This is a genomic window from Micromonospora sp. HB375, from assembly GCF_017872985.1.
Lineage (GTDB): Bacteria > Actinomycetota > Actinomycetes > Mycobacteriales > Micromonosporaceae > Micromonospora > Micromonospora chalcea.
Map to the genome: position 1 here is coordinate 1,784,179 of NZ_JAGGJO010000001.1, position 25,669 is coordinate 1,809,847.

The 25,669-nt window shown below is 70.2% G+C and carries 19 protein-coding genes and 1 pseudogene; 6 read left to right on the top strand and 14 right to left on the bottom strand.

Annotation, left to right across the window (positions count from 1 at the left end; translation table 11 throughout):
• Window positions 1-28 precede the first annotated feature (28 nt).
• The 5 genes from J3R08_RS08515 to J3R08_RS08535 all read left to right on the top strand — a co-directional run bounded on the left by J3R08_RS08515 (window position 29) and on the right by J3R08_RS08535 (window position 11,565).
• Complete coding sequence (locus tag J3R08_RS08515) at window positions 29-1,972, top strand: hypothetical protein (protein WP_209960624.1); 1,944 nt, start codon at window positions 29-31, stop codon at window positions 1,970-1,972.
• A gap of 639 nt (window positions 1,973-2,611) precedes the next feature.
• Window positions 2,612-5,839 (top strand): RHS repeat-associated core domain-containing protein, encoded by a 3,228-nt coding sequence (locus tag J3R08_RS08520; RefSeq protein ID WP_233607721.1) that lies wholly within the window; start codon window positions 2,612-2,614, stop codon window positions 5,837-5,839.
• 732 nt (window positions 5,840-6,571) lie between these two features.
• Window positions 6,572-9,625 (top strand): BTAD domain-containing putative transcriptional regulator, encoded by a 3,054-nt coding sequence (locus J3R08_RS08525; RefSeq protein WP_209960625.1) that lies wholly within the window; start codon window positions 6,572-6,574, stop codon window positions 9,623-9,625.
• Window positions 9,626-9,726: 101 nt separating this feature from the next.
• Window positions 9,727-10,659, top strand: coding sequence for a DUF2637 domain-containing protein (locus tag J3R08_RS08530; protein WP_374102401.1), 933 nt, complete (start codon window positions 9,727-9,729; stop codon window positions 10,657-10,659).
• 156 nt (window positions 10,660-10,815) lie between these two features.
• Complete coding sequence (locus J3R08_RS08535; protein ID WP_069089466.1) at window positions 10,816-11,565, top strand: hypothetical protein; 750 nt, start codon at window positions 10,816-10,818, stop codon at window positions 11,563-11,565.
• A gap of 498 nt (window positions 11,566-12,063) precedes the next feature.
• Here the strand turns inward: J3R08_RS08535 and J3R08_RS08540 are convergent, their stop codons facing one another.
• The 12 genes from J3R08_RS08540 to J3R08_RS08595 all read right to left on the bottom strand — a co-directional run bounded on the left by J3R08_RS08540 (window position 12,064) and on the right by J3R08_RS08595 (window position 23,573).
• A complete protein-coding gene (locus J3R08_RS08540; RefSeq protein ID WP_141707687.1) occupies window positions 12,064-12,669 on the bottom strand; it encodes a hypothetical protein in 606 nt (201 codons plus the stop codon).
• A 220-nt stretch (window positions 12,670-12,889) separates the two neighbouring features.
• Entirely contained in the window at window positions 12,890-13,351 is a 462-nt protein-coding gene (locus J3R08_RS08545; protein WP_209960629.1) for a DUF4262 domain-containing protein, read from the bottom strand.
• Window positions 13,344-14,339 (bottom strand): hypothetical protein, encoded by a 996-nt coding sequence (locus J3R08_RS31890; protein ID WP_245254689.1) that lies wholly within the window; start codon window positions 14,337-14,339, stop codon window positions 13,344-13,346. The genes J3R08_RS08545 and J3R08_RS31890 overlap by 8 nt, the downstream gene beginning before the upstream one ends.
• Before the next feature lie 41 nt (window positions 14,340-14,380).
• Complete coding sequence (locus J3R08_RS08555; RefSeq protein WP_209960631.1) at window positions 14,381-14,992, bottom strand: hypothetical protein; 612 nt, start codon at window positions 14,990-14,992, stop codon at window positions 14,381-14,383.
• 294 nt (window positions 14,993-15,286) lie between these two features.
• Window positions 15,287-16,924 (bottom strand): VWA domain-containing protein, encoded by a 1,638-nt coding sequence (locus tag J3R08_RS08560; protein WP_209960633.1) that lies wholly within the window; start codon window positions 16,922-16,924, stop codon window positions 15,287-15,289.
• A gap of 30 nt (window positions 16,925-16,954) precedes the next feature.
• A complete protein-coding gene (locus J3R08_RS08565) occupies window positions 16,955-18,115 on the bottom strand; it encodes an AAA family ATPase (protein WP_209960636.1) in 1,161 nt (386 codons plus the stop codon).
• Between the two features lie 346 nt (window positions 18,116-18,461).
• Window positions 18,462-18,944, bottom strand: a complete 483-nt coding sequence (locus J3R08_RS08570; RefSeq protein ID WP_209960638.1) for a hypothetical protein — start codon at window positions 18,942-18,944, stop codon at window positions 18,462-18,464.
• 56 nt (window positions 18,945-19,000) lie between these two features.
• Window positions 19,001-20,179 carry a DUF4314 domain-containing protein gene (locus tag J3R08_RS08575; RefSeq protein ID WP_245254690.1) on the bottom strand — a complete coding sequence of 393 codons (1,179 nt, stop codon included), beginning with the start codon at window positions 20,177-20,179 and terminating at the stop codon, window positions 19,001-19,003.
• Entirely contained in the window at window positions 20,176-20,847 is a 672-nt protein-coding gene (locus J3R08_RS08580) for a hypothetical protein (protein ID WP_194802645.1), read from the bottom strand. Before J3R08_RS08580 ends, J3R08_RS08575 begins: the two co-directional genes overlap by 4 nt.
• Window positions 20,848-20,959: 112 nt before the next feature.
• Window positions 20,960-22,030, bottom strand: a complete 1,071-nt coding sequence (locus tag J3R08_RS08585; protein WP_209960640.1) for a M23 family metallopeptidase — start codon at window positions 22,028-22,030, stop codon at window positions 20,960-20,962.
• Between the two features lie 109 nt (window positions 22,031-22,139).
• Window positions 22,140-23,180, bottom strand: a complete 1,041-nt coding sequence (locus tag J3R08_RS08590; protein ID WP_209960642.1) for a hypothetical protein — start codon at window positions 23,178-23,180, stop codon at window positions 22,140-22,142.
• Between the two features lie 21 nt (window positions 23,181-23,201).
• On the bottom strand, window positions 23,202-23,573 hold the full coding sequence (locus J3R08_RS08595) for a hypothetical protein (RefSeq protein ID WP_225980468.1): 372 nt from the start codon (window positions 23,571-23,573) through the stop codon (window positions 23,202-23,204).
• Between the two features lie 615 nt (window positions 23,574-24,188).
• Here J3R08_RS08595 and J3R08_RS08600 point away from each other — a divergent pair.
• A complete protein-coding gene (locus J3R08_RS08600) occupies window positions 24,189-24,455 on the top strand; it encodes a hypothetical protein (protein ID WP_307849375.1) in 267 nt (88 codons plus the stop codon).
• Between the two features lie 3 nt (window positions 24,456-24,458).
• Here J3R08_RS08600 and J3R08_RS31895 read toward each other — a convergent pair whose 3' ends face one another.
• Complete coding sequence (locus J3R08_RS31895) at window positions 24,459-24,929, bottom strand: transposase (protein ID WP_245254691.1); 471 nt, start codon at window positions 24,927-24,929, stop codon at window positions 24,459-24,461.
• 283 nt (window positions 24,930-25,212) lie between these two features.
• Window positions 25,213-25,473 (bottom strand): annotated as a pseudogene (locus tag J3R08_RS31900) (transposase); the annotation flags it as partial.
• Window positions 25,474-25,669 lie beyond the last annotated feature (196 nt).

Genomic DNA, 25,669 nt, shown 5'->3' on the forward strand with positions numbered 1-25,669 from the left:
AGCCGATGCACGTGGGGGAGGAGCTGCGGTGAACGGGGCCCGGCGACTCGCAGGCGCCACCGTCGTGCTGGCCGTCCTGGCGGTACCGCCGTGGCTGCTGGCCACCCTCACCCGAGCGCACCTGCCCGGCTGGCCGACCAGCACGCGACTACGCGATTGGCTCGCCGACCCGCTGACCCCGGCAACCCTCACCACGGGGCTCATCACCGTGGCCTGGCTGCTGTGGCTCGGCATGGCCTACACCGTCACCGTGACGGCCGCCCGCCGGCTGCGCGCCGGCGCCCGATGGGTACGCCACCTGCCGCTACCCACCCCATGGCAGGCCGCCGCCACCAGCATCGCCGGCGCCGCCGCCCTCACCACCGCCCACACCCCCACTACCCAGCCGCCGAACCCACCGACACCAGTCACCGCCGATGAACTGCAGCACCCCTCCGATACGCCCCAAACCGAGCGCGGTGGGGTGGTCGTGCCCGGCGGCTGGCTACCCGACGACACCGCCCACCACATCGCCGCCGCAGCGGCCCTGGTGTGGCTACGCCGCCGTCGCGCCCACCAACCCGGCCAACCCGACACCGACGCCACCCAGCTGACACCCCTACCCACCACCGTCACCGCCGTCCAAGCAGCCATCGCCGACCAACCACCGCCACCAGCAGCCACCGGCGCAATACAGGCGCCGCTGCCCCCGGCCGGCGTGTGTTTGACCGGTGACGGGGCCAACCACGCCGCCCGAGGTCTACTCATCACCCGGCTCCTCACCGCGCTACGCGACCCCACCGACACGACACCCGTGCTCGTCACCAGCAACACCCTCGCCAAGCTCCTGCCCAGCGTCGCCGAGACCACCGCCACAATCCCCGGACTGCACGTCATCGACACCCTCGAACAGGCCGCCGCCCTGCTACCTGCATCCAGCACGTCGACCACAGCCGACCACGGCATACCCAGCCTGGTCTTGACCGCCGAACCCGCAACGCCAGCACCGCCGAACCTCCCGGGCGCCCGTGTCGTCACCCTCGACGCCGCAGCACCACTACCCGCTTGGCGCGTCGACCGCCACGGCCACACCGTCGATTACCAGACTGGGCAACCTCGACCACGGATGTGTGTCCTCGACAGCGTCGCCGCGGCGGACCTGCTCGCCGTCCTGGCCCAACCCGCCAGCGCAGCACCCGAACCCGTCGCGTCCGTACCAGCCCGGCCGATCGACCCTGCACAGGCAAAGATCCCCCGCCAAGCCACCCGAGTCCCACCGCCCACACCGCAGCAGCCCACCGAAGCCGCAGCCACCGCTGTCCAGCTTCGGGTGCTCGGCCGTCCAGCGTTGCTCATCGACAGCAAAGAGGTCACCATCCGCCGCAGCGCCGCCCTGCAAATCCTCGTCTTCCTCGCCGTGCACCCCGACGGCGCCACCACCACGCAACTCGTACACGCCCTCTGGCCCGGCCTACCCGCCCACACCGTCACCGGCCGCCTGTACACCACCCTCAGCGACCTCCGCTCGACCCTCCGCGCCACCAGCGTTGACCAAGTGGTTGTCCACACTGAGGGCCGCTACCACCTCGACCCACGCACCGATGTGGACCTGTGGCGGCTGCAGGCTGCCGCCCACCACACCGCCACAACTGACGCACCCGGCCGCTGGCAGGCCGTGATGGAGGCCTACACGGGCGACCTCGCCGCCGGCCACACCTGGCCGTGGATCGACCCACCCCGTGAGGCCACTCGCCGCCTGGTCCTCGATGCCCACACCACCGCCGCGGAAGCACAAACCGACCCGCACGAACGCCTGCGACTGCTGCAAGCGGCGATCCGCATCGACCCCTACAACCAGCAGCTCCATCAGCGCGCCGCCGATCAACTAAACGCCCTCGGCGACTCCGCCGCAGCCGCCGACCTTCTCCACACCCACCGGCAACGCCTGCGCCTCGCCGGCATCCTCGACCAACCCATGATCACTGCTCGCTAGACCGAGGTAGGTCCACCGGTCGCTGCACGCCGAGGTCGCACGACAAAGAGGCAAGCCGCTGGCCCCCGCAGATGGGACGGATCTGCTCACCCGGGCAACCGCACCATGGTCACGTGCCGTCACGAACTTCACAACTTTGGTGCGGTATGCGGCCTTCGCCCTAGCAAGTTGTAATTGTTATTGACCCGAGACTAAGTGAATGGATAGCTTGTTTCCAGCGCAACGGTTGTCTGACGGCAACCGTTGAAAACAACGGGGGATACGTAAATCATGATGACGGGCTGACGCGCCACCTCGCTTAGCGCTGACGACGTCCATCGTCGCGCTCTTCTCTGGGCTTTTCTTGCACCGGGGTTGCTCTTTCCGCTGCTCGCAGAGGCCATGTGTCGCATCGACCGCGAGCTGGCACCCCTTGCTGCCTCGTGCCAGAAATGCGAGCGGGCCACCTCGCCTGATCTTTGTGAGGCATCGGCCAACAATCTTTTCGCGCTGCATAGCCGAATTCCGGGTCGGTGCCTGCGCTTCGCAAGTGCCGATTTACTGCCACGCCACCTGATGGATTGATCATTCGGTGGCGGGGTGAGTTCTGCCTGCCTCCTGGCGGATTGGCCGTCGGGTGCATGTCAAGAAGGAGTATTGATGGGTCAACGTCGAGTGGCTGTGGGGGTGGCGTCCGCGCTGCTGGCCACGTCGGTGCTGGCGGTTCCGCCGGCTGTGTCCTCCGCCGCGCCTGCGGCGCCGCAGGAGGCCGGGGAGGCGCCGCAGGTGTCGCCGCGGTCGTCGTCGAAGGTGTGGTTGTTCGACTCGCCGCAGCGTGCGGTGACTCGGGCGGCGGCGGGGGCGGCGCCGTCGGTGCCCAAGGGTACCGGGCCGGTGCGTAACGGCACGCAGGTGTCGTTCTCGCTGGCTGATCGGATGGAGGTGAAGGTCAACGTCGGGTCCGGGAACCTGATGGTGAACACCACCGACCTGACGCTGCCGGGCATCGCCGGGAACGTGACGCTGGGCGCGTCGTTCAATAGCCTCATGGTGGGCAGTGACCTCTCGGTTGGTGCACACGGCCCGGGTTGGCGGACCCGCGGCGGTCAGGACGTGAAGTTGTATCCGGCTGACGACGGGTCGGTCACCTACGCGGCCGCGGACGGGGTGGTTGGCAAGTTCGCTTGGTCCGGGTCGGCCTACACGACGCCGGGTGAGTTCAAGGCCAAGCTGGTCAAGAACGGCAGCGGGTGGAAGCTGACCGAGAACGACAGTGGCAAGGAGTTGTTCTTCACCTCTGATGGTCTGCTGGACAAGACCGAGGACCGCAACGACAACGTCACCGACTACTCCTACAACGGCGGGCAGCTGACCAAGGTCGTCTCCGACCGGGGCGGCCAGTACGCCCGCACGGCCACGGCCACGTTCGCCGGTGGCCGGTTGACGAAGTACCAGCAGAGCGACGCCTACAACGTGGTACGGGAGGTGTCCTACAAGTACGACACCAACAACCGGCTGCAGGCCATCGACCTGCTGGGGGCGACCCGGCAGTGGGCGTTCGAGTACAACACCGCCGGTGACCTGGTGAAGATCTGGTCCAAGGACGACCTCTACAGCGTCGTCACCTACGACGGGCAGCACCGGGTCACCTCGTTCACGCAGGTCACCGACACCACCACCGGCCAGGGTGCGACCACCAGGTTCGCCTATCCCACGTCGTCGCAGACGAAGATGGCCGACCCCCGCCAGGACCTGTCGCAGCCGGTCGCGTCGGTGCCGCACACCACGTATGACCTGAACAGCGACAAGCGGGTTACCAAGGCCACCGACCCGGCCGGCAACGAGCGCTCCCAGACGTACACGCCGTGGCAGGACGTGGCCACCACCGTCAGCCCCGAGGGCAGCACGGTCACCAACACCTACGGCGCCAACGCCGGTCAATCGCTGACCAAGTCAGCCTCACCGTCCGGCGCCAGCGCATCCGCGGCGTACGCGAACGCGTCGACCTCGACGAACCCGACGGCGAACTTCCAGCCGTCCTCGTCGATCGACACTCAGGGCAACTCGTCGACCTACACCTACAACGGCGCCGGTAACCGCACCTCCACCGCCGACGCCCTCGCCGCCAAAGCCGAGGTCGACTACAACAGCGACGGCACGGTGAAGACCTCCACGGACCCGGCGAACACCGGCAACCCGACGACCTACGCCTACGACAGCGACAAGCAGATCACGACCCTGACCCCGCCCACCGGCAACGGCCTGGCCGTCAAGACGTTCACCTACGACGTCCTCGGCCGCGTACGCACCGTCGCTCAGGGCGGCTGCACCATCACATACGACTGGACCAAGGACGACCGGCTCGAGAAGACCAGCTACTCCGGCTGCGGCACCCTCACCCCCGTCACCTACCAGTACGGGCGCGTCGGCAACCTGATCAGCCGCACCGACTCCACCGGCACCACCACCTGGGAGTGGGACAACCTCAACCGGCTACACCGCCGCACCAACCCCGGCACCGCCACGTTCGTCTATGACCATGACCTCGCCGGGAACCTCACCGCGATCACCGACGGCCGCGGCACCACGAAGCACTACTACAACACCCGCAACTGGCTGGTCCGCACCGACACCGCCAGCGGCACCCGCTACAACTACTCCTACGACAACGACGGCAACCGCACCAACACCTGGTTCGCTGCCAACACCGACAACAGCGTCTACGCGCTGCGCGTCAAGACGGTCTACGACAAGTCGGACCGGCCCACCCGCATCACGGCCACCCGCAACTCCGCCGGTCCCGCGACGGTGTTCGACGTGACCTACTGCTACGCCAAGTACACCTCCGGGCAGCCCTGCTCCACCGCCACCGGCGACGACACCGGGCTGCGGCAGTGGCAGAAGGACGAAACCTCCGGCGCGATCAGCCAGTTCACCTACGACAAGGCCAACCGGCTGACCAAGGCCACCAACTACAACGGCAAGACCTACGACTACACCTACAGCAAGAACGGCAACCGCGAGACCGTCAAGGTCGACGGCACCACTGCCCAGACCTTGACGTTCAACACCGCCAACCAGATCACCACCACGAACAACACCTACGACAACCGCGGCAACCAGACCCGCGCCAGCAACCCGTCGGTCAACCCCATGACTTACAACAGCGCGAACCAGATGACCGGCGCGAACTCCGGCACCTACGCCTACGCCGGCACCGACCAGGTTGAACTGACCCGCGCCGGGACCACCACCATGCAGTACGGCTACGAGGACCAGCACGGCATGCCGTGGCTCCAGTCCTGGAGCGCCGGCGGCACCACCGTCTACGTCGAACGTGACGGCCTCGGCACCCCGCTGGGCCTGCGGATCAACGGCACCGACACCGCCTTCGTTCTCGACGGCCTCGGTACCCCCGTCGCCGCGGTCAAGGCCAACGGCACCCTCGCCGCCACCTACAAATACGACCCCTACGGCAACGCCACCACTACCGACGAGTACAACCTCGGCGCCAGCAACATCATCCGCTACACCGGTGGCACCTACGACCAGAGCACCGGATTCACCAAACTCGGCCAGCGCTGGTATAACCCGCAGCAGGGCCGCTTCACCCAGCAGGACAGCCTCAGCTTCATCGGCAACCCTCGTGAAGGCAATCGGTACGCCTATGTGAACGGCGATCCCATCAACTACATCGATCTCACCGGGCAGGGTGCATGGGCAAAGTTCTTCGGCGCGGTGGCAGGTGGGGCCATGTATGGCTCATGCACGATGATCGTCACCATGGCGACGGGAGGCGTTGGTCTTCTTGCAAATGCCGGTTGCGCCACACTGGGTTACGCTACTACCGCGTACGTGGAGAGCGGTGCTGAGGCGGATGGCTACTGAAATACAGAAAGAGGCTACTAGATGAAGCAAGTAACTCTAGCGGCACTGATATCAATTGCTCTCTGGCTCGTAGCAGCTGCGACGTGGTCTATGTTCAGCGATGGAGGCTTTGGGGAAGCGCTCCTTACCCTTGCCCCTGTCGCAGTTATCGTGATCATCGCAACGGTCATCCGCGAGAGCAAGAAGCGTGGCGTTCGCCACGATAGCCAGTAGCGTGCGCTCCGGGGCAGTCGCGGTTTGCAGTCCTGGGACCGAGTAGATGCTCGGTATCCCGTTCAGGGTAGCGGCCGTAATTACTACCCCAACCGGATTCCGGCAGCGCGATTATACCTGGTGCATTTCGTAGTACGTGACTGAGCAGATCTCCTCAGGTACGGCAGGTGGACGATGGGTCGAACCGGTCGGTTCGACCCATCGTCCACCGCCGACTATGCAGAGGACTCTGGGGTGTCGCGCCGGTAGTCGTGCCTCGACAATCATCCGTTCTCCTGGGCCGGATCGTCGGCACCGGCCAGGTCGCGGACCAGCCTGATGAGCGCTAACGCAGGGGCGTAGTTGACCCGCCCAGTATCCGCCGATGCTCGCTGACTTGCTGTTGTGAGGTCGTGTAAGGCGCCGTGAGGTGCCGTCAGCTACCGATAACCCCACCACGCCGTACTGGGTTCATAGCGTCACTGCATCGCCCCCCACCAGTAGCCCTGCTGGTGTGGACGGGCGAGCAGGAGGAGGCAGGTGAAATCGTCAGGAGCTCTCGCCGCCGCAGTCGTCACCAGCGTCTTGTCCACCGCCGCCATCGCGGTCGTCCTGGTGATGCGTAGCGGCTGGACTCCGCACCTGCCAGCGCCGACCACTATGCGGCTGTGGATAGCCGACCCGATGAGCAGCGGTGTCGTCGCCGTCCTCGCCGCAGCCGGGGCTGTGACGCTCTGGCTGCTGCTGGCCACTGCCGTCCTTGCCCATACGTACGCGTCGCTGGCTCGCCGGCTGCGCCGGGTACCCGCTCTATGCTTTCCCGGTCCGGTCCGGGGCCTCACCGCGGCGCTGCTCGGCGCGACCGCCGTCACCACCGCTACCGGCGCGGTCGCACACGCCACTCCCGCGAGCACCACGTCCGATGAACCAGCCGCGGCCGGACAGTCGACCGCCTCACCCGCCTCCCACCGCCCCGCTGCGAGCCACCAGCCGGCCGCGCCGCCGCCCACCTACACGGTGCGCCGCGGCGACAGCCTGTGCGAGATCGCTGCCCGCACCCTCGGCGACGCCGACCGGTGGCCGGAAATCTTCGCCCTCAACCGGGGCGCCCGCTTTCCCCACGTCGGCGGCACCCTGCGCAACCCCGACCTCATCTACCCGGGCTGGGTTCTCCGCCTACCGGCCGACGCCACCCACAGGAGTGACCAGACTCCGCCGCGCGGCCAAGATCAGCAGCCCCACACCGAACCCGAACGCCCGGACACCCCCGCGCCACCCACGAAACATGACTCCTCGGCCGCAACACCGACACCCACGACCACCACCACGGCAGGCCCGACAGCACCCGCGACAGAACCACCCCCGGCAGACCCCAAGGCCACCGCGAGCGCGCCGGGCACCGCCGGTGTGACTCCACCCTCCCGCGGCGACTCGCAGCCACCGGCACGCGCTCCGCTGCCCACACCTAACCGGTCCCCGGGCATCGACGTGCCGGGCGGCAGCTGGGTGGACATCGGCCTGGCTGCGGCGATCACCGCAGCAGCCGCGCTGGTCTGGGCGCACCGGCGTCGCCGCTACACCCCGCGCCCGCCCTCGACCACCCACGTCGAGGGCCCCGACACGACCCCGATGCCGACGGTGGTCATGCAGATCCGCCGACGGCTTCGCGGCGTCGCACCACGCACCGCCACACCCCCCACCACCGGCCACCAACGGCGCCACATCGACTCGCCCCCGGGCCTTGGCGACGGAAACACCGGACCAGACGCGTCCGGCGTCAACGGTGAAACCGAAACCGATGTCGGCCCGACACCTGTGCCGCGCCCGGCGGTGCCGTCCCTGGCGCACCCGCTGGCCGAGGCCTGGCCGTCCGCAGGTCTCGGGCTCATCGGCCCGGGCGCCGACGCCGCTGCCCGCGGTTTCCTGACCGCCGCGCTCGCTGCCGGCGGCCTCGACGCCCTACACGAACGCACCCAGGTGGTGATGCCAGCGGCAACCGCGACGACCCTCCTCGACACGGACACCGCGACCCTGCCCCACACCCCGCGTCTGACGGTCACCGCCACCGTCGAGCAGGCCCTCGACCTCATCGAAGCGCAGATCCTGCACCGCAGCCGTCTCGTCGACACCCGCGGCGCTGACACGGTGGCCGACCTGCGGACGCTCGATTCCGCGGGGGAGCCGCTGCCGCCGGTGCTGCTGCTGACCCACGCCACCGCAGCCCGGCAGGACACCCGCATCGCCGCGCTGCTTACCCAAGGCACACGCCTGGACATCCACGGGGTGCTGCTCGGCGCATGGCCCGACGGTGACACCGTCGGCGTCGCCGCTGACGGCACCACAGCCCTCGCCGACGCCCGCACCGACCAGAGTGATCACCGCGTCCCAGTGGAGCGTCTGGCCGTGCTCACCTCGGCCGACACCCTCGCCCTGTTCCGCGTCCTCGCCGAATCACATACCGGCCAACCACCGGCCCCCATCGACGCCGCGCCGCAGCCAGACGACCGGCAACCGGCCACCGCGAACTCGACCGAAGCCGGCCGCAGCGCCCCGGCCGAGAGGCCGCGACCGGCCGCGACGCCCACCCCGACGACTGCCAGCACGTCACCCACCCCCGTCGAGGCCACCGGCCGCGACCCGGCCACCGCACATCCCCAGGCATCGGACAGGTCGACCGGCATCATCGACACCCGGCCCGATCCGATCGCCGATACGCACGCCGCGGTCGACGCCGGTGGTCACGACACCGCACCCTCCGCAGAGCAGACAAATGTGCCCCCCGCCGTGGACGGCGAGCAGCGGCAGCCCCGCCGCGTGCAGGTGTCGGTGCTCGGCTGGCCCAGCATCACCGACGCCGCGTCCCATCCGCCGCTGCGCGCCAAGGCCCTCGAGCTACTCGTGTACCTGGCAGTCCACGACGGCGAAGCGACCGTGGACGCCATTCTGGATGACCTGCTGCCCGACGCCCCGACCAGTAAGGCGCCAGGCCGGCTGTATACCTACGTGTCGAACCTCCGCGCCGTCATGCGGCATACGGCCGGCCCAGGCGACTACCTCACCCATCCCCAGAACCGCTACACGCTCAACCCCGCCCTCGTCGATGTGGACCTGTGGCGGATGCGCGCGGCGATCCGCCACGCCGAACGCGCCACCGACCCGCAAGCGCGGGTCGCCGCGTTACGGCGCGCCGTCGACACCTACCGCGGGCACCTCGCCGACGGCGTCGACTACGAATGGATCGAGCCCTACCGCGAGGCCGTACGGCAGCAAGCCCTCGACACCTACCTCGCGCTCGCCGACGCCCTCGCCGACCATCCCGCCCGCCAGCTTTCAGTGCTCGACGAGGCGATCCGCCACAGCCCTTACACCGAGGAGCTCTACCAGCACGCCATGCGCGCCCGCGCCGCCCTCGGCCAGGCAGACGCGATCCGCTCCCTGCGCCGAGCACTGACGCGGGCTCTCGCAGAGATCGACGCCGAACCCCACGAAGACACCCTCGCCCTGGCCCACGAGCTCATCGCCGCCCAGCAGCGCCCCCGGCCCCGCCCGCAGGCGCAGCGTCATTCCCGCGACGAGGACGGAGCGACTGCATGACCGGCATCTCCACCTCGCCGTCCTCGCACCGTGACCGTCCGAACGCGGCCAGTCGGGATCAGTTGGTCGGTCTACGGCCGCTGCGGTGGGCGGTGCGTGCCGTGCTCACTCTCGGTGTCGCCGCGTCGATCGCGGCGAACGTGCTGCACGCCCGGCCGAACCTCATCAGCCAGCTGATCGCCGCCTGGCCGCCGCTGGCGCTGCTGCTCACCGTGGAATTGATCTCCAGGGTGCCCAGCCACCGCAGGTCCCTGGCCGCCCTGCGGCTGCTGGCCACCGCGGCGATCGCCGGCATCGCCGGCTGGGTCAGCTACTGGCACATGGTCGGTGTCGCCGCCCGCTATGGCGAGATCGACGCCGGCGCCTCCTACCTGCTGCCGATCTCCGTGGACGGCCTTGTCGTCGTGGCCAGCATCAGCCTCGTGGAGATCACCGGAAGGATCCGCGCCGGCACCGGGCAGCCCACGTCTCCGCAGCAACCAGTGGCCCCTCAGGACCGGCCAGGACACCACACCCCGAGGACCAGCGCCGACCGGACCACCAGGCGGCGAACGCCCCGCCTCACCGAAACGGTCACCGAGACCAAACCAATGGCCACCTCTGCGTCGCCGGGCGCCGTGTCTACCCCGGTTCCATCGCGAGGACAGGCCGCGAGCACGCAAGGCGATGGGTCACCAGACCGCCCGGCTCAGCCCGACCGCGACGACGTCCGTGGCGATTCCGAGCCGTCCCGTCCTGCCGGCGATCGCGCCGGCAGGACGCCAACCCGCGACGCGAAGACCCCAGCAACGATCCCCTCCGACCACGGAAACGCCGCCCAGGTCGCCGCGGCCACTCCGGCGGCCGTCGCGTACTGGTATCAGCGGGATCCGTCGATGCATCCCGCGCAGATCGCCGAGCGGATCGGCAGATCCGAGCGCACCGTGCGCCGGTACTGGCCGCCGGCCAAACTGCAGCGGGCTAACGCCCACCACCACGGCCCGCAACCGACCGTCCCCGGGCGTCCTAACCCTGACCCGCCCTCGATCTTGTAGAGACTCTTGGTGTCTGTCCCCTCCTTGAGGAGGTGCCGACGGGCCTGTGGAAGGCGTGCCAGTGAGCCCCAGGCAATATCCTGTCGATCTTGTCATGGGGGAGTCAGGCAGGTTCTGGTGGTGCGGGCGCGGTGGGGACTTGCTTAGATCACCGGCATGACGGACTGGTCCCAGCTCAGGCATGCCTACGGCGTGGCAGATGACGTCCCGGGTCTGTTGGCGAGGGCTGAACCGGACCCGCGCAGCCCGGTCTGGGGCGAACTGTGGTCCCGGCTGTGCCATCAGGGCACGGTATACCCGGCAAGCTTCCCGGCATTGTCAGTCCTGACGGAGATCGCGGGCCGCTGGTCGCCCGCGCAGCGGACGATGCCGCTGGCGCTGGCGGCTGACATCGTGTCCAGCGTGGATCAGCCCTACGGGGATCTCGACCCGCACGTCACCTATTCCTGCGAAATCGCTCGACTGAGAGCGCTGACCGAGGAAACGCTCCAAAGCTCCGGCTCCGATGACGACCCCAGCACCTACGTCTATATGTTGCAGGCGCTGCTGGCGTTCGAAGGCGCCGAGGTCTGGGGCAGACACCTCGACGGACTGAACAACGAGGAATACGAGGTGGCGTGCCCGCGATGCGATGAAGAAATCTTCGTCGCGTTCGGCCAGTACGGAACGTTTACCACGCTGGACAGCATGTACATGCACGACTCCGGCTCCAAGCGGCTGCCACTGCTGCCCGCTGACCCTGCCGCCTTGACGAGTGTCGGAAAACGCCTGCACGATCGGGCGATCGCCGACCACCATCCCGACGTCGCCGAGAAGCTGACCTACGTGTTTGGCCGAGCGGACTGCCCGGCCTGCGGCGAGCGCTTCCGTGTTGAAGAGGCCATCACCGCCAGATGGTCCGGCTAGTACTCCAACGTCACTCGGCTTCGGCGTTGGGCTTGGTGCGGGCATGACGACGGCCACCGCGTTGATCATCGATGGCTTGTGAGGGCAACCGAAGATCGTGCGGTGGCCGCGTGCCACAGCGTAGACCCCGCCGGATGGCGGTCATCCTCGACGAGGCGGTGACGCGTGTCGCTGACCGGTCGTGCGGGCGGAGCCCTGTCGGACCGCCGGGCACTTCATGGAAGGACTGCTGTCGGGCGTGGAACGCAAGACCTGCTGGGCGTTTGCTGAACGGGCGGGTCACGCTGGTCCACAGGCGATGCAGCGGCGTTGACCGTCGCCGAGATCCGCCGACTCCTCAACGCCTTCGTCCTCGCCGCACCACTCCAGCCAGCGCACACCCTGCACTGGTCGATCTGGCGACGAACATCCCAAGCCCGCGCCACCGGTCCCACTACCAGCGCAAACTCGGTCATGCCGCCGACCGGAAGATCAAATGACGTTGGACTACTAGGAGAGCTAGGCGACCGCCCGCTGGACCTGGGAGCGTACCCGCACGAAGAGGCTCGGCGAGACACCCGGCATGCCGAGGACAGCGACCATACCGATGGTGTCGTTGTCTGCCCACATACAAACGGTTACCGGAACCCCCTCGGTCTCGCCCGAGCCGCAGCGAGCCTCGCCGCCCATCGGCCCCGGTCGGCTGGGCTTGACACCAGCCAGTTTCGGCAGATCGGCGAAACTCTTGTCCAGGCTTGCCTTGGGATCAGTTACCTTGCCGGACACTGCACTGAGAAGGTAGGTGACACTGGAATCGCGAAGGGCATAGACGGAGCCGACTTCGCTGGTCGCCTCGCCGTCGAGGAACTGCTTGAGGTTGTCGGTGTTCTGCTGGGCCTGCTCGCGCAACCTGCGGCTTGCTGACTCGGGGATGCCGGTCAACGTTTCCGGCTGCACCACACGCATCGCCGCACTCGGAGACGGCGAGGTTGAACGTGGCGCCGACTCCCGTTCCACCGTCTCTGCGGCCCTCGCACAGCCGCCGGCCATCATGAGAACCGCGAAGGCCAGCATGCCCGCAGCCGCCGCACGCCGTCCGCTGCCCGCCTGACCTGTCCCCGCCATGCGGCCACATCCTTGTGTCACAACTAGGGCGTACGGTTTACCGCGTGATCATGCCACGCCATCCCCAACGTCGAAGCCAGTGACGTTGGGGTACTAGATTTTGTCGGTCCTCGTAGCTACATGATGGCGGCGATGAGCACGCGCTGGACCGCAGCGACTCATACGGTTGGCTGACCACCACGGCGGCGCCGATCGCGGACGACGGAGGTCGGGTGTCCGGCTACAGCCGGCCGATCAGCGGCTGTGTCCGCGGGTCGAACCGGTACCCGTCGTCCCAGGGGAATCGGCCCTGCTGGTCCGGCCACACCATCTGCTGGAGGCGGACCTGGTCGCGGCCGTAGCGGCTGATCGCCAACCCGGGCAACAGTTCGTCTGTCGGCGGCCCGTCGATGATGATCGCGTCGTAGCCGGCGATGACGTCGCTGAGGCGTTGTCCGTGGGTGAACCGTTCGGCGGTGTCGTAGACCCGGCGAGCCAGGTCGTTGAGCAGACTGTGGGCGACCTCGGGTGGCAGCCCTGCGGTGATCAGTTCGGGGTGGCCGTGGGCGGTGAGCCCAACGGTGTAGGCGAATGGGGCGGCGGTGACGGTGCCGTCGTCGGTGGGCAGGACGTACGTGACGGCCCAGCCGATGGTGTCGATGATCCGTTCTTGACGCCGGAGGAGCTCGTTGATGTCACGCATTGTCGGTGTCTCCTGGGAATTCGGCGCTGGGGGCGGGGTCTGTGTCTGGGTGGGGTGGCTCGACGTCGACGAAGCCCCAGAGGTGTTCCATGACCTGGAGTTGCCAGGTGCGGTAGCGGTCGGCGAAGCCGCGGCAGAGCGCGGGCGGGATCGGGCTGCCGGCGTAGGGCAGCGTCGAGTGGCAGATGATGTATCCCGCGTCGCCGCGGGCTTCGGTCACCATTTGCTGGAGCCGGCCGGGGGTGAGGTGCATTGGGTTGCCGGGCTTGAAGATGCAGGTGGCGCATTCGCGGGCGAGCCGGCGGGTCTTGCGCAGTTCCGGGTCGCCGACGCTGAGTCGGGGTGGCCGGTCGACGTCCGGTTCGTCGGCGGCGTCGAACGTGTTGTCCATCGTCAGCTCCTTGTCGTTGCGGCACGGGCCCGCTTGGCGTGGGATGCGGGACCCGTGAGTCCGGGTGATCGGAGTTCTGTGGTGCTGGTGCGGCGTGGTTTTGAGCCGGCGCAGCCAGGTCAGCACCGTGTCGATGTCCGCGCGGCGCAGCCCGTCGTACGGGTCGACCGGGTGGAGCAGGGTGGGTGCGCCGTCGGCGGTGCGATGGTCGGCGGTGGTGGGGTCCTTGCCGCCGAACTCGTCGTCGAGGACGGCGAGTGGCCGCCGCGCGACCCAGGCGTACAGGGGGCTGAGTTTGTTCTGGTGTCCGAAGCGGACCCCGCCGGCGTGAACGGGGACGTGCGGCCAGGTGGTCGGCAGGCCCAGCCGTGGCGCGATCCATGCGGCGGCGAGGTGGTTCCAGCTGGTGCACCACACCGGTTGAGCGTGCTCGGCGAGTTCCCGCAGCCAGGGCCCGTGGTCGGGGTTCAGCCAGACGGTGCCGGTGACGTGCCGGCCGTCGGGGGCGGGCCCGTCGTAGCGGTGCGGCCGGTAGCCGAGTGTCTCGGCGCGGCCGGGGTCGGCGGGGTTGAGGACGCCGTCGACGTCGATGGCCACGACAGGGGATGAGGCGGGCTGTGCCGGTAGTCGGGTGGTGGTCACGGCTGGGCCTGCTCGATGAGGATCGGGTGCAGGGGCACGGTGAGCCGGTCGGCGGTGCGGCCGGGCCGGTCGGCGGGTTGCCACGTGTCGGCGGCGGCGTGGGTGGGGAACGGGCCGACGGCGGCGAGCCTGCCGTCGGTGCGGTCGAGCAGCACGAGAACGGCGGTGCGGGCGTCGTCGAGCGCCGGCCGGAGAACGTGGGCGAGGTCGGCCGGGAGGTCCACCCAGCCGGTGGCGGGGAGATCCGTGACGGCGGGGTCGTGCAGCGGTACGGGCCTGGTCACGGCGAGCGTGGTGCTGTCGAGCGCGAGCGTGGCGGCGTGGGAGTGGGCTGCGTCGGCGCCGCTGGTGGGGCCGTGGGCGTCGAGGTCGCCGCTGGTGTGGACGGCGATCAGCGCGTGCGGGTCGCGGATCTCCAGGGAGTCGAGGACGGCGAGGGTGACAGTGTCGCCGGTGCGCATGTCGCGCAGGGTGAGCAGGACCGGCCGTCCGTCCGGGTCCCGGTTCCAGGTGATGGCGTCGAAGTGTTCGCTGGTGACGTCGCGCAGGCGCCGCCAGGCGCGGTTGTCGGTGTCGAAGGGGTGTTCGTCGTCGGTGCCGTAACGCATGAGGAACTCCTTGTCGGGCAGCGTCGTAGCCGCGCCCCGGGATCTGGATCGGTCGGGGCGCGATGCATGCACGCTTCGATGGCGCGGGATGGTCAAGTCGCCGGGGGCGGCAGCGATGCCGTTCGGCATCGGCCCTCCGCGAGATGGGAGTAGGGCCGCCTGCGGCAGCCCCGCATTCCAGGCCCGGTATGTCGCGAGGTCGCGGTGCGCGGCGCCGCCGGGCAGCGGCCAGGCAGCGCCGCGGCGCGGGGTGGGACTGGTCGGCTGCCGGCTCGGGGCCCGCTCGGCTGGGGTTCAGGCCTGGGTGAGGGCGGTGACGGCGGCGTCGGCGATCGCCGCGATGGCCTCGGTCGGGTCGGTGACGGTCAGGGTGGTGGCGTGGGTGAAGGTGTGCCCCCAGATCTGGTCCGGGTCGGCCGGTTCGCCGTCGGTGGGCGGGTCGGCGGGGTGAAGCCACAGCACGGCGCAGCCGGCGCGGTGCAGGGTGGTGACGAGTTGCTGCCCGGCGGGGATGTCGTCGAGGTAGCCGTCGGAGACGACGGCGAGCATCCGCAGGGCGCGGCCGTGGCGCAGGTCGAGGAGTTGGTCGGCGACCTTGACCGCTTCCGGGAAGGTGGCGGTCGCCAGCTCGGTGCGCATGTGCAGCACCTGCCTCGGGTAGGTGCGTGGGGGCACCAGGACGGTGGTGCGGTCACCGAACCCGATGGTGGTGGTCGTCGCCTGCGCGCGGCGTGCCGCGTTGGCGAAGATCCACGCGGCCGACGACATCGCCTGCGTGTAGCGGGCCATCGACCCGGACAGGTCGACCAGGACAGCCAGATGCAGGCGGGGCTTCTCCGGAGGCAGCTGGGCGCGTTGCTGCCACGGGGCGGCGGTCGGCATCTGCCCGGCGGCGGTTTGCGCGTCGGCGGTGATGGCGTGGCGGGTCCGCAGCCGACCGGGTGGGATCGGCGAGGGGCGCCGGCCGGGTTCGGTGTGGCGGGTGCGGGCCTGCCGCAGCCGGTTGGCGAGGTCGCGGGCCGCGCGGTGTTCCTGCTCGGTCGAGTCGGTGCGGTCCCACTCGGTGGGTGGGCTGTGCCGGTGGGCGAGCAGCGCCGTCGCGTACTCGGCTGGGGTGACGCCGGCGGCGACGGCGAGGTAGTCGACGAGGGCCGCGGCGAGGCGGCCGGGGAACAGGCCGGCGTCCGGTACGGGGGTGTCGTACTGCTGGTCGGGGTCGATGCCGAGGACCTGACACCACCGGCGGGCCAGGCAGATCATGGTGTCGGCGTCGGTGTCGTCGCAGGTGTGGGCCTCCCGCCAGATGTCGCGCAGCTGCCGCAGGCGCTTGCGTCCGAGGACGCCGGTGACCGCGGCGCGGACGGGGCGGACGTCTTTGCTGGTGACGATGCGGGCGTCGACGCGGGCCAGGAGCAGCGCGGCGAGTTGCCCGGCGTGCCACGCGTCGTCGACGGCCGCGTCGTCGGGGTGCAGCAGGGTTGTCACGACGTGGCGCAGCCACCGGCGGTCGCCGCGGCGGCGAGCGCGTTGGCGTCCTTCGGCCCGGGATTCCTCGAGTAGGTCAGCCACGGTGGCGAGGATCGGCGGGGTGCCGGGCGGGGTGGTCCAGCGGCTGTGCGCGGCGTGCGCGGCGCCGTGCACGAGCAGCCCGTAGCCGGTGGGCACGATCCGCTTGTGCCGGGCCTTGGCCGGGTCGGTGACGTCCGGGCTGTCGGCGATGTAGGTGGCGTCGACCTCGATCCGGTTGAGGGCGGGGTAGAAGCACTCGGGCGCGTCCCCGGCCGCGCCGGGCGCGACGAGGACGGTGAGGTCGGTACGGCCGGTCAGCAGCGGAACGTGCTGGGTCCACGCCTGCGACCAGGCCCGCCAGTCGGCGGCACCGGCCGGCGGCGGCGGTGTGCCGGGGCGCAGGTGGGTGTGCGGGTGGGACACGAAAGGGGCTCCTTCCAGAAAAGGGGGCGGTCAGCGCTTGCCGAGGGCGAGCGCAGTGATGGGCGTGCCGGTGTGCCGGGACAGGGCGGCGGTGACGTCGTCGCGGGCGTCCTGCGGGGCGATGCCGGCCAGGTTCGCCAGGGCGGCGCTCATACCCAGCTGGTCGCGGACCTTCACGAAGCCGAGCAGTTCGCGTAGCTGCGGCGCCCACACGGTCTTGCCGGCGGCGAGGTCGGCGTTGAGGTCGATCGCGGCGGCCACGACCGGCTTGGGGACGCCGAGCTGGCGGGCGAGGTCCCAGTCGGTGGTGACGTGCAGGTGGACGGTGAACCGGGAGGCCAGGGCCTCGGTGAGCACCGCGCCGTGCACGCCCGGGTTGTGGCCGGCGACGATGTAGAACCCGTCGACGGCCTGCACGGTTTCGTTGCCGTGCGCGGGGATGGTGACGGTGCCGCGGCCGTCCATGGCCGGGTACAGCACGGCCAGGACGCGGGGCGGGATGAGGGTGGCGTCGTCGACCAGCAGCACCCGCCCCTGGCGCATCGCGGTGACGAGGGGCCCGTGGACGAACTCGTAGCCGCCGCCGGGGACCGGGTTGTAGGAGCCGAGGAAGTCGTCGACGACGGTGTCGCCGGTGCCGGCGACGGTCAGCAGGTCGGGGAACGCCGCCTCGACCATCGCGGTCTTCCCGGTGCCGGGCGGCCCGTACAGCAGCACCGGCACCTGCTGGGCGCGCAGCCGCCGCAGTTCCTCGACGTCCCAGCCTTTGCCGAGCCGCCGCGGGTGATAGAGCGTCCCGTTCGGTCGCGGCACCGGCGCGGGCCGGGACTGCCGGCCACCAGCGTTGCCGCTGGAGCGGGTGCGGGGTGCGGCGGGCGGGAGGGCGCCGGCGGCGTCGATGCCGGCCTGGGTGATCTGGAACCGGTGTGGGTTGCGGTGGTGGGTGGCGTGCCCGGCGGCGGCCATCTTCTTCAGCGCCTCGAACACCGCCCCGGACGACGGTGCCCCGATCGCCCGGGTGATCTCACCGACCTTGAGAACCTGGTCGGGGTGGTCGGCCAGGTGCAGGGCGACCTTGCGGTAGAGGTAGCCGGACCGGCCGGAGCCCGCCCCGGTGGCGGGAGTGCCAGCGCCGCTGGCCGGCGCCGGGTCGTTTTGCGGTGAACCGGCCGGTGGGTGTGGTGTGGTCATGGGAATGCCTCGATTCGGGGTAGGGCCCGCGCACCCGTCTCCGGGTGCGCGGGCGGTGGGTACCGCACAGCGGAGACGGGCGGGGCCAACCACGCCGGCCCTCATCGGGCCGGGCAGGTCGGCGACCACACCCCTGGTGGTGCTGAAGGGTGACGGCGACACGTCAGGTCGCCGCTGATGCGTGCTGGTCGGTGTCGAGGCCGCGCGGGCGGTGTCGGCGCCGACGATGGAACCCCCGCCAGCCCAATCGATCAAGTCGAATGGGCGCGCGGGTGCGAGGTCGCGGGAGCGTCGGCTGACTACGTGTGCGACGCAGCGTCGAGCGATGCTGCCGGCGCGGTCGTGGTCAGTCAGCGCAGCCCCGTTCGCAGCCCTGCGGGTCGCACTGCTGTCCCTCCGCCATCCGAGCCAGAGCCAGCCCGTCGCCGCCGTCGAGGTCATCGAGGAACGGCCAGCCGAACCCGTCGGCGAACGCCTTGACCTTGGCCGCCCCGTACATCGGGTAGCCGGCGTGCTCCATCGCCGCCACGACGTCGTCGCGGCCGAGGAGCCAGGCGAGTTCACTCAGCTTGTCCACCGACCGGCTCGCCGAGTTGCCGCGGTGGTCGAGGATCTTCCCGATAGCGAATCGCAGGTAGTCCCGGGCATGGGTCTCGTGGTCGACCCGCCGGGTCCACTCGCCCGGCTGACGAGGGACGATGACCTGGCGGGCGTGGTCCAGGTCGAGTGCCTCCACGAGCACCTCCTCCCGGAAGCCGAAGATGTCCCCGCGGTTGGCCCGCAGAGCCCAGACCCGGGTGACGATCTCTTCTTGGGTGCGGATGGTCACTTGTTTCCTTCCTGTCGGCCCACCCGTCGAGGTAGGGCATCGGTGGGTATGCCGGCCTATGCGTTGTCGGTGTCGGGCAGGTCGCCGACGATCCGGTCGCAGACGTACGGATCGACGGCCTCCCAGCACCAGCTGCGGCCCATCACCACGTACCGGCCGTCCCCGTCCGCGGTGATGCGATCGATGGCGTCCGGGTCGCCGGACAGGGCACGCTCGTCGGCGACGAGGACGTCGCCGTCGAAGGACAGACCGGCCAGCGCTTCGCCAACCTGCCGGTCCAGGTCGTCGGCCGGCACGCCCTGCTCGCGCAGGCTGTCGCGGTACTGGTCGCGGTGGCGCTGCTGGTCGGCGACGATCGCCTCGGCCACGTCGCGGGTGCAGGAGAACACCGCCCACCCGTTCCAGTAGTCGATCAGGGTGCCGACGAACCCGACCTCGACCCGGTCGTCGCCGTCGGGGCCGGTGGTGCGCGCCCAGTCGCCGGCGAACACACCGACACCGCCGATCCGGATCCGGTCGGGGTGCAGGTGGGACACATCCGTGCCGGTGGGGCTGGCCGCGAGATGACACAGTTCCGCGACGCGGTCGGTGACGGCGGTGTCGTAGGCGTCGCGGTATACGGCCATCGCCTCGTCGCGCTGCGGGATGCGCAGCCCGAACCAGCCCGCGCTGTCGCCGGTGGCGGCGGCAAACAGCTCCCACCCGGCGACGTCGACCGGCTCTCCGACCGAGGAGAAGCGGGGCAGGGCGTCGAGGACGGCAGGATCGCCGTCGTCGATGCCGGCCAGGATCCGGCGCGCGGCCAGGCGGGTGTCACCGCCGGCCCGGGCGCCGATGGTGTCCTGCGCCCACCACTCGGCGGCGGTGCGTCCGGCCTCGGCGCCGGCGGCGCGCATCCGTTGCAGCGCGGCGGCCCATCCGGTGGCCTCGCCGACCACCCCGCCAGTGTGAGGCGGGGTGGTGGTGGCCGGTGCGATGCGATCGCCGGCGTCGAGGCACATCGCCAGCGTCGAGCCGCTGTCCCAGGTGACCTCCACGAGGTTCTGTCGCTGGTCGTGGCGGCGGACAGTCCCGGTGTCGCCGGGCCGCAGCAGGGTGTACGGGTCGTCGGTGTGGACCAGGGCGACACGCTGCCCGGCCTCGTAGCTGGGCATGGCGGTCTCCGATCGGTCGACGGGGCCGGTGGAAGGGCCACCGTCGTCGGTGGCCGCTGACGGCGGGCGGTCGGTGCTCATCGGGTCTCGCCCGCCGTGTCGCCTGCCGTGGGGTTCTGCGGCGGCCAGGGCTTACGGGTGACGCGATCGCCGAACATCGGGTCGCTGGCGACCGAGGAACCGCAGCGGGCGCAACTGGTGACGGTGTCGTAGCCGTAGCCGGCCATGGACGGCACCTCGACGTGGTCGATCTCGTCGACCGCGCCGCAGACGGTGCACACCGTCATCTCCGGACCGCCCCCGTCGTCGGCGGGCGCGGTGACGAACAGGTCCTCGACCGGGTCGAGGTGGTGCGCGCTGTGCCGCAGCCAACGGCCGTGGATCGTCGCCTCGTACACCACCAGCCGCCGCTGGTCGAGGTGCAGCAGATACAGCCACTCCAGGGCCCCGCCGACGTCCTCGCGCAGCGCGCCCCGCCGAACGGTGGCGTCCTCGGTAACGACCGGGTAGCCCAGGCCGGGCACGGGCGGCTGCCGGTCCCAACGCCGGGGCTTCGGGTTGACGGCGAGGGACCACCAGTCGTGGGCCAGCAGCGCGGCGGCCATAGCGCCGGTGTCACGGCCGAACGTGTCGGTCCAGATCCGGCGCAACAGCGGCACCAGAACCTCCGGACTCTCACCGAACTGGACCAAGCGGGCGGTGTAGCTGCCGCGGAACGCGGCGACACCGATGAGCGTGGGTGTGCTCACGGCCTTGTCCTCCTCAAGGAATGTGGATGGGGTCGCGGCTGTCGTCCCCGCACGGGTCGACCGCCGGGCTGGGGCTAGATCACGGAGCCGCCGCCGGCATCCGCGATCGGGACTACTGATTCAGGGGCGCGCCGACGGACGCCATGAAGGCGACCGGGTCGACGGCCGTGCCGGAGGTGTGATCACCGAGGTGCACCTCGAAGTGCAGGTGCGGTCCGGACGAGTGGCCCGAGCTGCCGGCGACGCCGATAACGTCACCGGCAGCGACCCGTTGACCCTCGGCAACGGAGGGGCGGGTGAGCATGTGGCAGTAGCGGGTGATCACCCCACCGGGATGGTTGAGGTCGACGTACCAGCCGCAGCCGCGGGTCAGAGCGGGGTCGCCGTCGCGGTCACAACCCCAGTCCCGGCCAGTGCGAACGTCAACGGCGTTGCACCGCACGACGGAGACGGTGCCGGCGGAGGCGGCGTGGATCGGGGTGCCCTTGCCCACGATCAGGTCGACGCCGTCGTGCCCGGGACGGCCCGAGGTGCGGAAACCGGAGCCGACATTCCCGTGCACCGGCAGGGCCCAGCCCTGCGCGCTGACCGCCACGCCGCAGGCGGCCGGGCCGGCGCTGGCCCCGGTCAGGGCGGCGACGATCCTGGCGGCGTCGGGTTCCCACCCGGCGTAGGCGTCCGGGTAGGCCGACCGCTGCACCCGTTGGGCGGCCTCGGTCAGTGGCATCGCCTGCCAGCCGTCGACGGCCTGCAACTTCTGGTAGAACTTCGTCGTCGCGTACCGCGGGTCGTGCAGTTGCTCGGGAGTGCCCCAGCCCTGGGAGGGGCGCTGTTGGAACAGGCCGACCGAGTCGCGGTCCCCACCAGGGATGTTGATCAGAGAGGACTCCTGCATCGCGGTGGCCACGGCGATAACCCAGCCGCGGGGCGGGACGCCGAGGCGCATGCCGACGGTGGTGATGGTGGCGGCGTTGCCAACCTGCTCGGCGTTCCAGTCACCGATCGGACCGATCCCACCCAAAGCAGGGCTGCGCGCGGCCGACGAAGCGGTGGGCGTGACGCTGGTAGCCGGCCCGCACGCGCCCGCCCCGCCGCCGAAGATCAAGGTGGTGGCCAGCCCGGAGCACAGCAGCAGGACGCCGGTGACCGCGAGGGCGATCCCGGACAGCATGCGGGTGGTCATGACTGGACTCCTTCGAGGCAGGGCCGGCAGCGGGCCGGCGGGTCGCGAGGACGGTGAAGGCCGCGAGCCTGTGGAGCGGCGGCGCGCGGCCTTCGGGCGGGTGCAGGAGTCAGCGGGCGAGGACGGCCACCTTCTCGCCGTGCAGCAAGGGCGCCCCGTCAGGGCCTTTGATGTGGGCGTTGATCCAGATGCGGTAGGGGTGGCCGTCGCGGTCGATGAGGCGTCGCCAGTGGCCGCGGACGACGAACCGCACCCGGTAGTGCCACTTGGGCTCGCCGTCGGGCGGTTCGGCGAGAGGGCTGGTGCGGCGCAGCATGACCACACGGGTGTCATGGCGGATGCTGGCCCGCACAGCACGGCGGCGCGCAGCGCGGTCCAAGGGGGCGGCGGCGACGGTCGCGAGGGGTTGGGCCTGGATACGCCAGAAGGCATAGGCGACAGCGGCGCAGGCCCGCATCGCGGTCGTGGTCTCGTCAATACAGAGCCGGCCGTCGGGCGCCGGTTCCCAGTCGCGGTCGTCCCCGTCGAGGACCGGCAGGTCGGGGCGGGGGTCAACGGGCCGGCCGATGGGGATCTCGGTGAAGTCGGTCAGCACATAGGGGCCGAACTGGCGGGCGAGGGAGTCGGGCCGGTCAGCGAGCTGCGCACGACGGCGCACCGCCGCCGGGTCGTGCGCGTCGTGGTGGTCGGCCCAGCCGGCGATGGCCCAGAAGGACCGACCGCTGCTGGTGTTGGTGGTGCGGGCCCAGGTGATCGCCCCGATCGAGGACACTTCACCGCTGACGCCGCGGTGGTAGATCGGTTCGGGAAGGAACAGCACCCCGCCGTCGTCGGGGGCGACGTCGGCGGGAAGCACCTCGCCGGTCAGGTCGAGGGCCGCCGCGGCGGCGGCGATGATCGCGGTCATCGCGGGGGCGATGACATACGGCTCGCCGAATCGCCACGGGTTGGCGGTAATGGCACGGACCGCGGTGAGGACCTTCGCCATGCCCCCCGAACTGGGACTGGGGCGGTCGGCGAGACGACTGCCGAAGAACGCCTGCAGGTACTGCGCCGCGAGCGGACTGCGGTGATAGTCGACCATGCGGGCGCGCAGGTCCACGGCGGTGCGGGCGTAACCGGCGAGTGTGTCGTTCGGTAGGAAGTTCACGGTTTGCCTCCAGGTGCGTGCTCAGGCGGCCGACGCCGCCACTGGTGGCCGCCGGTCCAGCCGGGATTCCGGCGGCACCGCGCCCGGTACGGACGCAGGCCGCATCACAGGTGCCGGCGGATGGGCCGGGGTGAACCAGCCGGTCAAGCGACGCGGCATGGCGGGAACCGGGGCGCGCCCGCGTGCGATCGCGGCCGGACCCGGCGAAGGCGGCGGGGCGAGGGTGGCGGCGCGGCGGGCGCGTTGTTCGGCGCGCCGGGCGGTGCGCAGCGCCCAGCAAGGACCCTGCTGTCCGCGGCACTGCAGGTTCGTGCAGGCACCGTCGGGTCCCGGGTGGTGGGCGGCGGCGACGTCGACCGCGAGCGCCCACAGAAGCCTGTCGGTGACGTCCACCGGTAGCGCGGTGCGGTCGCTGGGACGCCGGCTGCGGTCCTCAGGGTGTGCGGGGTGTGCCATGACGGGTGGCCCTTCGGTCGACGGATCTCGGGCATGCACGGTCGCCGCCCGACACACGCCAGGGCCCTTGGAAATGCTGACGTCCGGACGACAGACGACGACCAGCGCTGATCGACGCTCATCTCTTGACCGAGGTCAAGTCGTGCTGGACGAGGTGAAGGGTCACCGGCCCTCACAGCAGCGAGGGGTCACCGCCCGGGTGGTCTGCGCGCACTGACGGCGCACGCGGGTGGGGTCGACGGTGGTGAGCAGCGGCCGGGAGACGGCTGGCCGTTGCTGTCGCCGAGCGGGTCGATGAAGGCGCGATGGATGCCGTCGTCGGGCGTCATCGGTGTCGGCGGCTGAGTTCCGGAGCAGAGCCGGATACGCCGGACGTGCAGCGGTCGAGGCGCGAAGCCTTGCCAGCAGTGGCGACGGCCGGCCACCGGCCCAGGTTTGCTACTCGCTGGCAACCGGCCGCTGTGGGCCGGCAGGCTCGGCCCGGCTCAAGACAGCGCCTAGTGCCTTAACCACGAACGTTCGCGGTGTTGAGCGGACGGTAGCCTCGGCGCGGTGGCGGAGGATGACTTCATGATCGGGCTGAGCCGGGACGAGGCGTTGGTGTTCTCGGACTGGCTTCATCGGATGATGGGCACTGCCGATTTCGACGAGTTGGTCGATCGTGACCGGGCGGTGTGGTCACCGCTGTATCGCATCTCGGGTGCGCTGGAGACCTCGCTGGTGGAGGTGTTCGGGCCGGACTACCCGGTCCGGCTGCAGGAGGCGAGGCAGCGGTTACTGGATGCGCTTGGCGAGGTGGGGCGGCCAACCGGCGCGTGACGCTCAGGCAGCACGTGTGGTCGGCTGTCGCCAGACTTGTTGGCGTTCGCTGCGAATACGGGCGCGCTCGCGGCGTTGGGCGGCCATAACGTCGGGGTGGCGTGCGTTGGCGTTTCGCCAGCGCAGGTAGGCCTGCAGTTTGCGGGTCAGGGCGGTGTGATTCGGGTGGTCGGAGCCGGCGATCACGAAGGTCCGCAGCGGGCCGAACTGCGCTTCGATCGGGTTGGCCCAGGACGCATACGTCGGGGTGAAGCACAGTTCGACCTTGTTCCGAGCCGCCCACGCCCGGATCTTGGTGCCCTTGTGCGCGGACAGGTTGTCGAGGATGACGTAGATCCGCGCCCCGTCCGGACGTGCGGCCCGGATCGATTTGAGCGCGGCCAGGGTGTTCGTGGCGCTCTTGCGGACGTCTGACCACACCCCAAAGTTGGTCGTCACCGACGCTGTAGCAGCCGTGAAACTGCCGGACCCCATGCAATTTGTGGTAGTTCGCCGGCAGCCGCTGCGGATGCCCTGACGGCGCCCACCCGGCACCGGCCTGCGGACGGATGACCAGTGGCCCGAACTCGTCTAAGGCGAACACCCGCTGCGGGAAATGCGCGGTGACGTACTCGATGCGGGCCAGCTTGACATCCCGGTCGGGGTCGGTGGACTCCTTCCACGTCTTCGTCCGCTGGAACGTGATCCTGTGCTGATGCAGGATCTGTCGCAGCCGCTCCCGCCCGATCCGAACTCGGCGGGCGGCATGGCCGTTGAGGTAGTCGGCGAGCTTCCGCACTCTCCAGCGGGTGAACGGCCGCCCCAGTGCTTCCGGGCGGGCGCTGGCCGTCTCGACGATGAACGCTTCGTCATCGTCGCTGATCAGGCGGGGACGGCCACCCGCCCACTGAGGGTCCAGGCTGACCATGCCCATCTCGTTGAACCGGTGAATGACCTGACGAACCGTGTCCTCATCCGCCTGCACCAGCCGGGCGATCGCCGGCACGGTGTTCCCACCGGCTGAAGCGAGCACGACCATGGCCCGCCGTAATCGGACTGCCGAGCCGGTACCACGACGGGTGATCCTCAGCAGCTGCTGACCCTCCTGGTCACTGAGCCGCCGGACGCGCACGGGTTCTGCCACCGCCACAGCCTGATGGCCGCGATGCCGTCCGTCAGCCAGGCCGGACGGCGTGTCATCCAACACCGCGAACCTTCGTGGTCAGAGCACTAGA